This window comes from Pseudomonas sp. HD6422 (assembly GCF_025377065.1).
In the GTDB taxonomy this organism is placed as follows: domain Bacteria; phylum Pseudomonadota; class Gammaproteobacteria; order Pseudomonadales; family Pseudomonadaceae; genus Aquipseudomonas; species Aquipseudomonas putida_U.
Window position 1 is genome coordinate 12,952 of the sequence record NZ_JAHWIW010000018.1, and the last position, 13,590, is coordinate 26,541.

The 13,590-nt window shown below is 62.5% G+C and carries 11 protein-coding genes; 5 read left to right on the forward strand and 6 right to left on the reverse strand.

Going from position 1 to position 13,590, the window contains the following annotated elements; all coding sequences use genetic code 11:
* Positions 1–77: 77 nt before the first annotated feature.
* Positions 78–1,319, reverse strand: a complete 1,242-nt coding sequence (locus tag KY379_RS14635; protein WP_133331698.1) for an OprD family porin — start codon at positions 1,317–1,319, stop codon at positions 78–80.
* Between the two features lie 393 nt (positions 1,320–1,712).
* On the opposite strand from KY379_RS14635, the gene KY379_RS14640 reads away from it, so the two are divergent.
* The 5 genes from KY379_RS14640 (at position 1,713) to KY379_RS14660 (ending at position 6,794) form a co-directional block, all read left to right on the forward strand.
* A complete protein-coding gene (locus tag KY379_RS14640; RefSeq protein WP_133331699.1) occupies positions 1,713–2,723 on the forward strand; it encodes a 2-dehydro-3-deoxygalactonokinase in 1,011 nt (336 codons plus the stop codon).
* Between the two features lies 1 nt (position 2,724).
* Complete coding sequence (locus tag KY379_RS14645; protein WP_261240660.1) at positions 2,725–3,354, forward strand: 2-dehydro-3-deoxy-6-phosphogalactonate aldolase; 630 nt, start codon at positions 2,725–2,727, stop codon at positions 3,352–3,354.
* A 38-nt stretch (positions 3,355–3,392) separates the two neighbouring features.
* Positions 3,393–4,541: a galactonate dehydratase gene (gene dgoD, locus KY379_RS14650; RefSeq protein WP_133331701.1), complete on the forward strand. Its 1,149-nt coding sequence runs from the start codon at positions 3,393–3,395 to the stop codon at positions 4,539–4,541.
* Between the two features lie 87 nt (positions 4,542–4,628).
* Complete coding sequence (locus KY379_RS14655) at positions 4,629–5,933, forward strand: MFS transporter (RefSeq protein WP_133331702.1); 1,305 nt, start codon at positions 4,629–4,631, stop codon at positions 5,931–5,933.
* A 60-nt stretch (positions 5,934–5,993) separates the two neighbouring features.
* Positions 5,994–6,794: an IclR family transcriptional regulator gene (locus KY379_RS14660; RefSeq protein ID WP_261240659.1), complete on the forward strand. Its 801-nt coding sequence runs from the start codon at positions 5,994–5,996 to the stop codon at positions 6,792–6,794.
* Between the two features lie 66 nt (positions 6,795–6,860).
* On the opposite strand, the gene KY379_RS14665 is transcribed toward KY379_RS14660, so the two are convergent.
* The 5 genes from KY379_RS14665 to KY379_RS14685 all read right to left on the reverse strand — a co-directional run bounded on the left by KY379_RS14665 (position 6,861) and on the right by KY379_RS14685 (position 13,588).
* On the reverse strand, positions 6,861–7,523 hold the full coding sequence (locus tag KY379_RS14665; protein ID WP_261240658.1) for a hypothetical protein: 663 nt from the start codon (positions 7,521–7,523) through the stop codon (positions 6,861–6,863).
* Positions 7,524–7,576: 53 nt separating this feature from the next.
* Positions 7,577–8,047 carry a hypothetical protein gene (locus tag KY379_RS14670; RefSeq protein ID WP_133331705.1) on the reverse strand — a complete coding sequence of 157 codons (471 nt, stop codon included), beginning with the start codon at positions 8,045–8,047 and terminating at the stop codon, positions 7,577–7,579.
* A gap of 71 nt (positions 8,048–8,118) precedes the next feature.
* A complete protein-coding gene (locus KY379_RS14675) occupies positions 8,119–8,781 on the reverse strand; it encodes a hypothetical protein (protein WP_261240657.1) in 663 nt (220 codons plus the stop codon).
* Between the two features lies 1 nt (position 8,782).
* A complete protein-coding gene (locus KY379_RS14680) occupies positions 8,783–13,144 on the reverse strand; it encodes an RHS repeat-associated core domain-containing protein (RefSeq protein WP_261240656.1) in 4,362 nt (1,453 codons plus the stop codon).
* Between the two features lie 9 nt (positions 13,145–13,153).
* On the reverse strand, positions 13,154–13,588 hold the full coding sequence (locus KY379_RS14685) for a DcrB-related protein (protein ID WP_133331708.1): 435 nt from the start codon (positions 13,586–13,588) through the stop codon (positions 13,154–13,156).
* Positions 13,589–13,590 lie beyond the last annotated feature (2 nt).

The following is a 13,590-nucleotide window of genomic DNA, read 5'->3' on the forward strand; positions in this document are numbered from 1 at the left end:
AGGTTGTCGTATGACTTTTCTGATTATGGTTCTATAAACCACCGGTCTGTCAATGCGACTTAGGTCGCAACGGGTCATCAAAGCAGCGACAAGGGGTAGTTGATGATCAGACGGTTCTCGTCGAACTCGTTGTTGCTGAAATCCCGTCGAATCGTCGAGTTGCGCCATTTCAAGCTCAGATCCTTCAACGCGCCGCTCTGGAACACATACGCCAGTTCGGTTTCACGCACCCATTCCTTGCCATCGTCCACTGCGGTGGTGCGCACGTCGCGACCGCTGATGTAACGGTTCATCAGGGTCAGGCCAGGAATGCCCACAGCGACGAAATTGAAGTCGTGGCGCACCTGCCAGGAGCGCTCGTTGGCATTGTCGAAGCTCGAGTTGTAGCTGTCGTTGGCCAGCGTACCGCCGCTGGTGCCGTTGACGCGCATCCAGGTATCGCCGTCGACCTTCTGCAGACCGACCCAGAACGTGTGACCGCCGTAGCGTGCGGAGAACATCCCGGAGTAGGTGTCGTTGTCCAGTGCACCGGCCCGTTCAGCGCCGTCCTCGCCGCCGTGGAAATAACCCAGGTTCGCACCCAGGGTCCAAGCACCTACTGGCTGGCTGTGGCTGAGCTGCAGGTACTGCTGGCTGTACACATCCTTGAGCTGTGCATGCCACAGGCCCAGCAGGGTACGGTCCTGGTTGAACTTGTATTCACCACCGGCGAAATTGAAGCGATCCGAGACCCCACCGCCGTAGCTCATGTCTTCCATGCTGGCATCGTTACGCGGGCTGTTGGCCCGGAACTGCCCGCCATAGAGGGTCAGTCCGGCGATCTCGTTGGAGGTCACCTGGCCGCCACGGAAGGTCTGCGGCAACGAGCGACCATCGTCCGAGCGCAGGATGGGCAACACCGGCATCCATTCGCCGATCTTCAGTTCAGTCTTGGAAATGCGCATCTTGCCCGCCACCGCCAGACGCCCGAAATCGTCGGCAGGGCGCCCGTCATCATGGCGCGGCAGCAGCGCCGTGCCGTAGGTACCACCACCGCCGTCGAGCTTGACCGACCACATGCCCAGCACATCCACGCCGAAGCCGACCGGGCCCTCGGTGAAGCCGGAGCGTGCGTCGAGAATGAAGCTCTGGGTCCACTCTTCGGCCTTGCTCTGTGGGTTGCTGGGGTTGGTGAAATTACGATTGATGTAGAAGTTGCGCAGGTTGAGCCCGACCTTGGCGTCGTCGATGAAGCCGGCAGCGAGGCCACTGGCAGGGAGCGACCCGGCCACACCCGCAGTCAACAGGGCGAGCGGCAGTAGGGGTTGGCGGATGTTCATTGTTGTTGTTCTCCACTGGGGCTGGCAGCCCACTCTTCGCGCAGCCGAGGTTGACCTGCGCTGGAGCGGGATAAAGAAACGCGAGGCCGTCTAGGCCAGAAAAGTCAGGTCTGAGAGAGCGTCAGGTCGCTGTGTTGATGAGGAGGGGAGGCGCGAGCGTGGGGATCGAGTGCGAGCGTGATGTCGACATGGAAGGTGTCCCTGTATTGTTGTTTTTGTTATGTGTTGTCGTACAACTGGGCGTGATTATTAGCAAGCCCCCCCTGGAGTGTCAACGGCTAGATTAAATCCCATAATATGGGATGTAGTTCTACATATTGGAATTTGTTCCCGGCTGCGTTTATAGTCCCTGTCACTCCTTGCCCAGCAAAGAACAACAGAACAGGGGAAACGATGCAGGCGCAATTGATCGCGCTCGATTGGGGGACGACCTCACTCCGGGCTTACAAACTCGCCCAGGGAGGGCGGGTACTCGACCAGCGGGCGCTGTCGTCAGGCATCATGCAACTGCCCAGGTCCACCCGCGTGATCGCCGGTCAGGCATGCAGTGACGGTTTCGAACTGGCGTTCGACGACGCCTGTGGCGACTGGCTCGACGCTCAACCCGAGTTGCCGGTGATCGCCTGCGGCATGATCGGCAGTGCCCAGGGCTGGCGCGAAGCGGCCTACCGCGAGACACCTGCCGATGTCGCAACGCTGGGCTCGTCCCTGCAAACCGTGCGCACCCTGCGCGGCACTGAGGTGCACATCGTCCCGGGGGTGATCCAGCGCTCGACGCTGCCTAACGTGATGCGCGGCGAAGAAACACAAGTGCTCGGTGTTCTACACAGCGTCGCCGACAACGCGCCTGGCGACCTGTTGATCGGCTTGCCGGGCAGTCATTCGAAATGGGTGCAGGTCGCCGACGGTTGCATCGTGCACTTCGACACCTTCATGACCGGCGAAGTGTTCGCCGTGCTCAGTGAGCACAGCATCCTGGGTCGCACCCAGCAGCGCAGCGAAGGCTTCGACAGCCATGCTTTCGACCGTGGCGTGCGCGTGGCCCTGTCGACAGCCGGGGAGGCCGGCCCGCTGTCGACCATCTTCAGCACCCGCTGCCTGGGCCTGACCGGCGAACTGAGCGCGGCGGCCCAGCCTGACTACCTTTCCGGGCTGCTGATCGGACACGAATTGGCTGCCCTGGCCGCGGTGCAACGACGCCGACGCCAGGCCATGGCACTGCCAGCGGTGCTGTTGATCGGCAATGCCAGCCTCTGCGCCCGCTACCGGCGAGCCCTGCAGGCCTGTGGTTTCCCCCAAGTGGCAGAGGCCGAACAGGCTACCGAGCGTGGCCTGTGGCAACTGGCCGTGGCCGCTGGGCTGGTGCCTGCTGCCGCGATTCCTTCCCCCTCAATGGAGCTTTGACATGCTCAAGCAAGCACTGGCGCACAACGGCCTGATCGCGATCCTGCGTGGGCTGCATCCCGAGGAAGCCGCCGCCATGGGCGAGGTTCTGTACCGCGCAGGCTTTCGTGTCATCGAGGTGCCGCTCAATTCGCCCAAGCCCTTCGAGAGCATCCGCATCCTGCGCCACACCCTGCCAGCCGATTGCCTGATCGGCGCAGGTACCGTGCTCACACCGGAACAGGTCGAGCAGGTCAAGGCGGCGGGTGGGCAAGTGATCGTCATGCCGCACAGCGATGCCCGCGTGCTGCGTGCCGGTAAAGCCGCCGGGCTGTCGCTCTGCCCTGGCGTGGCCACTCCCACCGAGGCGTTCGCCGCGCTGGCCGAGGGGGCCGATATGCTCAAGCTGTTCCCTGCCGAGCAGATGGGCCCGGCCGTGGTGAAAGCCTGGCTCGCCGTGTTGCCTGCCGGGACGCTCCTGGCGCCGGTCGGCGGCATCACCCCCGGCAACATGCAGCAGTTCTTCGACGCTGGTGCCAGGGGCTTCGGGCTCGGCTCCGGCCTGTACAAGCCCGGCCTGACACCCGAGCAGGTGGCGCTCAATGCCCAGGCCTATGCCACTGCCTGGGCAGCCCTCGGCCAAGAAGTCTGACAGCGCCCGAGCGCTGCATCCACAAGAGAGATAACAAGATGAAAATCACCAAGCTGACCACCTTCATCGTGCCGCCGCGCTGGTGCTTCCTCAAGGTCGAAACCGACCAAGGCGTGACCGGCTGGGGCGAGCCCGTGGTCGAAGGGCGCGCCCATACCGTGGCTGCCGCTGTCGAGGAATTGTCCGATTACCTGATCGGCAAGGATCCGCGCAATATCGAAGACATCTGGACCGTGCTCTATCGCGGAGGCTTCTACCGCGGCGGTGCGGTGCACATGAGCGCCCTGGCCGGTATCGACCAGGCCCTGTGGGACATCAAGGGCAAGGCGCTCGGCGTCTCGGTCAGCGACCTGCTCGGCGGTCAGGTGCGCGACAAGATCCGCGTGTACTCGTGGATCGGCGGTGACCGCCCGGCGGACACCGCGCGTGCCGCGAAAGAAGCAGTAGGGCGTGGCTTCACAGCGGTGAAGATGAACGGCACCGAGGAGCTGCAGTTCATCGACACTTTCGACAAAGTCGAGCAGGCCCTGGCCAATGTCGCCGCCGTGCGCGACGCGGTCGGCCCGAACGTGGGCATCGGCGTCGACTTCCATGGTCGGGTGCACAAGCCCATGGCCAAGGTGCTGATGAAGGAACTGGACCCATACAAGCTGATGTTCATCGAAGAGCCGGTGCTCAGCGAAAACTACGAAGCGCTCAAGGAACTCGCGCCGCTGACCAGCACACCGATCGCCCTGGGCGAGCGGCTGTTCTCGCGTTGGGACTTCAAGCGCGTGCTCAGCGAAGGTTACGTCGACATCATCCAGCCCGATGCCTCCCACGCCGGTGGTATCACCGAGACGCGCAAGATCGCCAACATGGCTGAAGCCTACGACGTGGCCCTGGCCTTGCACTGCCCGTTGGGCCCGATCGCCCTGGCTGCCTGCCTGCAGCTCGACGCCGCCTGCTACAACGCGTTCATCCAGGAGCAGAGCCTGGGCATCCATTACAACGAGAGCAATGACCTGCTCGACTACGTCAAGGATGCCGGTGTGTTCGACTACGACCAAGGCTTCGTCAAGATCCCCAATGGCCCGGGCCTTGGCATCGAGATCAACGAAGAATACGTGATCGAACGCGCGGCGGTCGGCCACCGCTGGCGCAACCCGGTCTGGCGTCACGCCGACGGCAGCTTCGCCGAGTGGTGAGGCGGCCCTGATCCACCCCAGGCTCAGGGGCGTCCGCGCACCCTGGGTCGGCCGCGACCTCAATAAACATAACAAGAGGCACTTCCCATGCAACCGAATACCCTGACCGGTCAGGCTGCGTTGGCGACACCCAGCCGCAAGCGGTTCTTCATCATGGTGCTGTTGTTCATCACCGTGGTGATCAATTACCTCGACCGCAGTAACCTGTCCATTGCCGCACCTGCCTTGACCAGTGATCTGGGCATCGACCCGATTCATGTCGGTCTGATCTTTTCCGCCTTCGGCTGGACCTATGCCGCCATGCAGATTCCCGGTGGCTGGCTGGTCGACCGGGTGCCGCCGCGCATCCTCTACACCGCTGCGCTGGCGCTGTGGTCGATCGCCACGGTACTGCTCGGTTTCGCCGCCAGCTTCATCGCCTTGTTCGCCCTGCGCATGGCGGTCGGCGCCCTGGAGGCGCCGGCTTACCCGATCAACAGCCGCGTGGTCACCACCTGGTTCCCCGAGCGCGAGCGCGCCACGGCCATCGGTTTCTACACCTCCGGGCAGTTCGTCGGCCTGGCGTTCTTGACCCCGGTGCTGGCCTGGCTGCAGCACCAGTACGGCTGGCACATGGTATTCGTCGCTACCGGCGCGGTGGGCATTCTCTGGGCCGTGATCTGGTACGCGGTGTATCGCGAACCGCGTGACTTCAAAGGCGTCAACGACGGCGAGATCGAGCTGATCCGCGAAGGCGGCGGCCTGGTCGATATCCAGACCGAGCAGGCCAAGGCCCGCTTCAGTTGGACCGACCTGGGGGTGGTGCTGAGCAAGCGTAAGCTGTGGGGCATCTACCTGGGCCAGTTCTGCCTCAATTCGACGCTGTGGTTCTTCCTTACCTGGTTCCCGACCTACCTGGTGAAATACCGCGGCATGGACTTCATCAAGTCCGGCCTGTTGGCTTCGCTGCCGTTCCTGGCGGCCTTCGTCGGCGTGCTGTGCTCGGGGTTCTTCTCCGACTGGCTGATTCGGCGCGGCGCCAGCGTCGGCTTCGCCCGCAAATTGCCGATCATTGGCGGGCTGCTGATTTCCACGGCGATCATTGGCGCCAACTTCGTCGACTCCACCGCCTGGGTGATCGCCTTCCTGGCGCTGGCGTTCTTCGGCAACGGCCTGGCCTCGATCACCTGGTCGCTGGTCTCGACCCTGGCGCCGGCACGTCTGCTCGGGTTGACCGGTGGGGTGTTCAACTTCATCGGCAACCTGTCGGCGATCGTCACCCCCATCGTCATCGGCTTTCTCGCCAGCGGCGACTCGTTCGCCCCGGCCATCACCTATATCTCGCTGGTGGCGCTGGCCGGTGCGCTGTCGTACATCCTGCTGGTGGGCAAGGTGGAACGTATCGAGTTGTAGTCGTGGCAGGCGGGCGAACATAATGCCGCCTGCTCCCTGATTCAACGTTGAAGGCTGCCCATGCAGGAAGACGCTTCGAAATCCACCGCCGCGCCAACCGGTACCCAGACCCTGCTGCGCGGCTTGGCCGTGGTCCAGGCGGTGGCCGCGGGTGCCCGCGACCTGAAGGACATCGCCCTGGCGATCGGTACCACCCGCAGCACCACCCACCGCCTGGTCAGTTGCCTGGTGGACGAACGCTATCTGCGGGTCTTGCCGCAGGTGGGCTACCTGCTCGGTCCGAAGCTGATCGAACTGGGCTTCCAGGCCCGCGAAGAGCTGCCTTTGGTGGCGCTCGCCGGGCCTTACCTGGACGAATTGTCGGCGCTGACCGGCGATACCATCCACCTGGCAATCCGCGAGGGCGACGAGGTGCTCTATCTGCACAAGACGCCGGGGCGCAATGGCCCGGAGATGCGCTCGCGGGTGGGTCATCGCATGCCGCTGGCGCGCACCGGCATCGGCAAGGCGTTGATGCTCGACGACACCCCGGCTCAGTGGCAGCGCTTGTACGAGACCAGCCTGCCGGTAGGCGGCAAGAGCAACTTCTGGCCCAGCCACACCGAACAGAGCTGGGCGCAGTTCGAACAGCGCATGCTCGAGTACGTGACGGGCGGCTATGCCTTCGATCTGGAAGACAACGAACCGTCGATCCGCTGCGTCGCGGCGCCGGTCAGAGACGCCAGCGGAGGCATCGTCGCCGGCATCAGCGTGGCCAGCACGGTGCCGTACATGCCCGAGCAGAAGATGCGCGAGCTGGTACCGGTGATCAAGGCGGTGACGGCGCGGTTGTCGGCGGAGTTGGGGTGCACGCGGGCGTGAGCGCGGGCCAGCGTTACGCGTATTGGACGAAAAAGAGCCCTGTTGGACAAAAACGCTGGTTTGGCATCATGTGAACTGGATAAAAAAGAATCCTGCCTCGTCTCCTTCCTTGCCACGCCGCGCTCGCATGTCGAGAAAGACATAGCCGATTCCCTCGGCGAGCAACCCATCATGCTGCGGGCTGGCTTCCGTCACATCGCCGTCTGCGAGCTGCATCAGAAACATGTACCGATCCGGAGGATAGATTGGGTCTTGCAACCAACCGGGTCGGCCGCTTGGCTTGCTCAAGTCAATGCCACTATCTTCGTGGGCATGCTCATCTTCCAATTCATCATCGGTCATCTCCTCGAAATCGATGAACGCACTCTGCAACAGCAGTGGATGATCGCTAGGGACGATCGGTTTCTCGGCCAACTCGTGAAGAATGACTCGGGCATAGCCGTTCTTGATGACTTCCTGTAGCACCGAGGGTTGGTTGACCGTATAGCGACGCTGCAAGTTATGGCTGAAGTCCCCATCTCGCAGTTGTCGTGCCGCTATGAATAACGTGACGGCCATACCCGGCGGCGGCAACCTTGCGGGGCGGAAACGTTCGGTGAGGGTCAGCAGTGGCGTCAGCAGTTCGCCGCTTTCCGGGCTGACGGGCCACAGTGACAGGTCGTTGAGAAAGGCACCTCCGCCTACCTGGCCGAAGCCCTCATCCTGTTGTGAAAGCACGATCTTTTGCATGGTTAGTAACATCCTTCCCGCCAACGATGGTCCAGCATTCTTTCGAGCCTCGCTCAACCGAGTCTGCCGTGTTCGAGCACTGACTGGAGTTCGCTGATGAGACTGGCGAGTTCGGTGTAGTCAAAGGTCGCGAAATGCACATCGCGGGACGCGGTTCTGAGGTCCTCGAAGGGTGTGTTTTCCTCCTCGCAGGTGATCTGCCACATGATTCGTCCGTGCGTTTCGTCCAACCGGTACGAGAACACCGTGTAGCAATCGAACAACGTCCCGCAGGTGAGCAAGTAGGGGCGAGCCTCTTCGCTGAAGTCCTTGTCGTCGTCTTCATCCCAGGATTCCAGGTCCTGATTCAGGGTGCTGAACAGTTGGTGGTCGTCCTTGCCCTGATAGCGTGCGGTCAGATGCGGTTTCTTTCTCATGTCGAGTAAGCAACCCAAGAGATAGCCATCCAGGTAGATCAAGTCTTCCAGGCTGCCCAATTGCTCATTGCCGAACCAGAGGCAGGCATGGCCCAAAGCAGAGCCCATGTGCGTCATCGCACTCTCGATGGCTATTGAATGCTTGTTCCCTATCAGCATTACAGTCAGTATTTGCTCTTTCACGCATATTGGACGAAGAATAGTCCGGCCTCGTCGCCTTGTTTTTTTCTTCGCGCCTGTTTGTCCAGATACACAAAACCGACGCCGTCGAGGAAGATACCCTCCTGTGTGGGTGCCCATCGACTGATGTCGTAATCGGTCAATTGCAGAAGCAGTACGTACCGGCTTGAAAGATAGATCGGGTCTTGCATCCAGCTCGCTCGACCGAGCTGCTTGCTGATGCCCAGGCCTGCATACTCGTCGGCATGCTCTTCTTCGAATTCTTCGTCTGTCATCGGCTCGAAGTCGATGTAACGACGCTCGAGCAAGAACGTTCCGGTCGGAGCAGGCAGCTCCCGATCGGTCAACCGATGGAGAAGAACCCGGGCAAAGCCATTGTGAGTGTTCGGTAGCTCCGCTTCATCATGAACGGTGTAGCGTCTGATGACGGACTGATTGAAGTAACCGTCGCGTTTTCGAGCAGTGATGAAAACGGTCGCTGCCATTCCCGCAGGAAAGACCGGCGCCGGTAGGAAATTTTCCGTGATGGTGCACAGGGGGGTCATTGGCTCCTGGGTGTCGGGCGCCAAAGGCCACAAAGTGGGATCGTCCATGCGAACGCTACCACCCACCTGACCGAACCCTTTGTCACGCTCGGTAAACACAATTTTGTTCGAGTTCAATTCAGTAACACCCTTTGCTTTTTGCGTACGACCGGGCTAACCGCCTGGCAGTGCGGAGTTGTTGCTGTGTCACGGTACCATTCAACACCAGCGTGTTGTGGATGGCTTCGGACATCAGTCGAATTTCTAGCTTGCCGCGTTTGAGCATCTGGTTCGGCCCGAGCCCTCGCAGGGCCCTCAGGCGACGCTCTTCATTGTGAACGATGGTATGGTTCTTTTGCGTGAGCGCCATTGCAGGATTGCCAATTACCCTGGATGTCTTAGCAATGCCTTTGTCCTGCATGAACTTGTGACGCATGATCTCATGTGCTTGATGCCCATCCTTGTAGTGAGGATCGGTACCGAACCCTGCTACCTCTCCCTGCTTGAGTTTGGCCAGCCCCCATGGATCCAGCCAGGTAAACGGATTGGGCGCATAGGCATACAGGTTCAAGCCACCGGCCAAGCCGATCGGATCAGGCTGTGTGAAACGACCGATATCCGGGTCATAGAAGCGGAACAGGTTGTAGTGCAAACCGATTTCGCGGTCCAGATACTGGCCCTGAAAACGCAGGTTCTGTTCCTCGACCAGCCCCGGGCCCCGCTGTTCCTCCCAGCACGAGCCCCAGGTCAGGTAACGCGCCGACCACACCACCTGGCCGTGGTCGTCGGTCAGTTGCTCAGGCAGCCCGTTGAGGTCGTTGTGATAGTGGCGCAGTTGTTGATGCGCGCCTTGGCCGTCTACACGGGCGAGTGGTTCATGGCCATCGTCTTCGTATAGATACAGCGTCGACAGCCCATTGCGTTGTTCGCCGAGCAGGCGCAGGCCACTCCAGCTGAAGCGGGTGCGGCAGACCACCTGGCCGTCCAGCGTCGATTCGATCTTTTCGGTGCGCCGGCCCATTGGGTCGTAACGCATGTCGACGATGCGCTCGCGTCCGGGTTGCAGGTTGCGCACCCGTATCAGCCGGTGGTCGGCGTCATAATGGAAATGCTGGGTACCGCGTCGGCGGCTGCGTTTTTCCACCAGCCGACCGAAGCCGTCGTAGCGATAGCGCTTGTCCTCGAATGTGACCAGGCGGTTGTGCCTGACCAAGCCTGCGCCGACTGCTGTTGGGTCGAGCAGATTGCCTGCCGGGTCGTAGCGGAATGCCTCGCGCTGCCCGCTGGGGCTGTCCTGGCGGCCAAGCACGTGGCCGCTACCATCGTGCTGGAGTGCCTGCAGATAGCCCATGCCCGGGTGCTGCACCTCGCGCATCGCCAGTTGGTCGGCAGCGTCGAATTGGTAGCGCAGTTGGCTTGGCGCCGGTAACTGGCTGGGTTGCGATGCCGGTCGGCGGAGCAGGGTACGCAGGCGCCCAGTGCGGTCGTAAAGGCGCTGGGTGGCAAGGGGGCCTTGCAGACGCAGGGTTTCCCGGTGCAGGCGATCACGCTCGAAATCGCATACCACCTGCCCGTCGAGGTTGACCTGGTGCAGATGCCCGCTGCCGTAGTACAGACGGTTGATCCAGCGGCCATCGGGCACCCGCGTGCGGGTGACGTTGCCCAACGGATCGTACTGGTGCTGCACGCTGTCGTCGGCGCTGCGCTCCTCGCGCAGTTGGCCTAGCGCATCGAAGACGAAGCTTAGTTCCTCGACCTGGCCATCCGCGGCGGTGCGGCGGATGGCGACCACATTGTCCAGCGGGTCGTTGCTGTAGTCGGTACGTGCATCAGCGGTATGGCGAGTGAGAAGCCGGCCGACCGCGTCGTACTCCATGCGATGAACGATCGGTGCTTGCTCGCTGCCTGGCGCGGGTACGAAAGTCACTTGGTCAAGATGGTCCAGTGCATCGTACTGGTAACGTCGCGAGCTGGCGTCGAGGTCGTGCTCTGCGATCAAGCGGTTGCCCGCGTCCCAATCGAAGCGGTAGGCCTCGCCATTTTCGTTGTAGAGGGCAAGCAGGCGACCGTAGCCGTCGTACTGGTAGCGTACCTGTCGGCCCAGCGGGTCGATGCGCAGTTCCAGTTGGCCGCGGCGATTACGCTGGTAGTGGGTGACGTGACCCGCTGTGTCCACGTGCCGGATCAACAGGCCAGCGCCGTCGAGTTCGAACGTTTCGCTACGACCATCGGGCAGGGTCACGCTGCGCAAGCGACCCTTGCCATCGTGGTGGTACTCGGTGCGCTCGCCCTGGGCGTCGGTGATCGACTGCAGATGGCCCAATGGGTCGTAACCAAGTCGGGTGAGGTATCCGGAACAATCTTTGTGTTCGACCAGCAGCCCCAGGTCGTTCCAGCGCAGGTGCCGACTCGAACCGTTGGCGTCGATGATCTCGACGGGATTGCCCAGGCTGTCATGGCGATACTGGGTATGTTGGCCCAGCGGGTCTGTTTCGCGAATGCAGTTGCCGCGTTGATCGTAGGCGAAGGTCCAGCGCTGGCCGGCCTGATCGGTCTGGCTGCGTGGCAGCGACCAATGTTCCAGCCACTCGGTGGACTCGCTGCGCCCCAGTGGGTCTATGGTTTCGGCAATGTTGCCCGACGCATCGTAGAAATACTGCCAACGTCCACCCATCGGGTCGATCGCCGCCAGCAGTTGGCGCTCGTCGTTCCATTCAAAACGCCAGGTCCGCGCCAGTTCATCGGTGTAGGCGGTGATCTGGTATTGCTCGTTCCAATGGCGCACGGCAACGCGATCGAGACTGTCGGTCGCGCGGGTGATGCCAGCGGCAATGTCGTACTCGAAAGCGTAGCTGTCACCGGCGTCGGTCCAATGCCGTGCTACCCGCCAGCCATCGTCATGCTGCGCCCATTCGTAGAAACAGCGCAGGCCGCTGCCGGTGCGGTGTTCGATCATGCGCCTGGCAGGGTCGTAGGCGAAGCTGCGCACCACCTGGTCCGCACCGTCCAGCACTTGGGCCAGATCGCCGCTGGCGTCGTAGCGATAACTGGCCAATCGTCGCGACTGACCGTCGGTCGCCTGATGGTCCACGTGGCTGACCCGCTGCGGCCATTGTTCGCTGTAGCTCAACACCACACGCACCTGATCGAAGGCATCGCGCAACTGGCAAAGACGGCCACGGTCGTCGTAGTCCAGATAGATACGGTTGTCGTTGCGATCGCCGACCTGACTCAGGCGCAACCGTTCCGGTCGCCCAGGCGACGGCTGGAACAGACGATACTCGCCCTCTCGGCTTTCGGTCAGCAACTCGCCGTTGTGCGCGCGGCGCACGCTGAGCCCCTCACCGACGCTGAAAACCGCATCGCCCAGCGGGATGACGCCCATTTCCACCCGGCGTGCCTGCTCATCGATCAGGACCAGGCGATCACCCGGATCGACCTGCACCGAAACCTCGTAGGGCAGGCTCCAGCCAGCGCCAAACAAGCCATCGACGCGTTCGTCGTGGCTGTTGTAGTAGCGTTGCCAGACCATCGGCAGGGTCGCTTGCACGGTGAAATCCAGATCATCCTCGGCGCACAGGATTTTCGCGCCGGTGGCGGCATGTACCGGGTTTGGCGAACCCGCCATGGCCTGGGTGAGGGCGCCAGTCACCTGGCCGGTGACGAAGCTGCTGACGCCGCCCACCAACATGCAACCAAACTTGCTGTAGAACTTCCCCCCCCGCCCACGCAGCAGCATCAGCGCAGTCACCGCCAAACCGATGCCAGGCGTCTTGCCGCTGCGGATCTCGCGCACCACAATCGGCTCGCCGCCGATGCGCACGTTGTTCGACACCAGGCCGCCATCGACGATCACCGCTTCGCAGGTGCTGCGGTCACCGCTGCGGCAGGCCGGATGGCCGTTGATAAGCACCTTGCTGGAGCCCTCGGCCAGGTACTGGGGCGGCATCGCCGGGTGCTTGGTGCAGGCGATCTTGTCGTCGGGGGCCTCCTGGGTATTGGCCGCAGGCGTGGCCACGGTCGGCCGCCACATCTGCGAGAAAAAGCCCTTGGCCATGTCGAGGAAGCTTTCTTCCTCGGCCTCGCCTGCCTCGGCGGCGACCTGCTCCAGGGGCGCCGGCGGTCCGGTGACGATGCCGGCGGCACGGGCGGCGCGCTTGCCGTTGGTCTTGGTGTTCGACGAGCCACTGGCGATGGTCGCCTGTACCGAAGGAGGGAACAGGAAGTTGCCGATGCCCTCGCATAATCGACTGAGCCCGGTATCCGCCCCGGTCTTGGCCATGACCACCCCCACCACCAGGCCGACCACCGCGCCAAGCACGAAGCAGCCCAGGCCGCCGGTGGCCACGGTCAGGCCGAATGCCGCCGCCACCGCGGCGGTGGCCAGGGCGCCGATGGCCACGGTGGCGGCGATCTCCAGCACCCCGCCAACGATGTCGGCGAGCATCGAGGTGTGCATCAGCGCGTCGCCTTCGCGCGCGGCCCACAAGGCGTCGGACATGGCGCGAGGTCAGCCGAGGTTGTCGAAGTCGAGCGACTGCTTGATGGCTGCCCAGTGCGCAGCCTCGGCCGCGCCCAGGGGACTGGCCTTGACGTAGCTGAGGGCGAACATCTTGCGCGTGCCGGGCAGCACCAGGGCCAACTGGTACTGGTAGACCTTCTCCTGGCCCTTGCTGAACTGACTGCTCAGCTCGATGGCGTCGATAGCTTGGCCGGCACCCACCTGCACGGCCTGGGCCGGTTGCATGCGCAGGTCCTTGACCTGCTGCTGCAGGCGCTGCAACTGGCCGTCGAAGTTGCTCTGCAAGGTCTCGCCTTCGGCCAGCAGGCTGCGGCTGACGATCAGCGAAGTGGCCAGGGCGTCGAAGCGCAGGATGTTGATGCTGCTGTCCTGCACCGAAGTGTCGGGCAGGGCCATACGGAATTCGTTGAGGCGGTAATTCATGG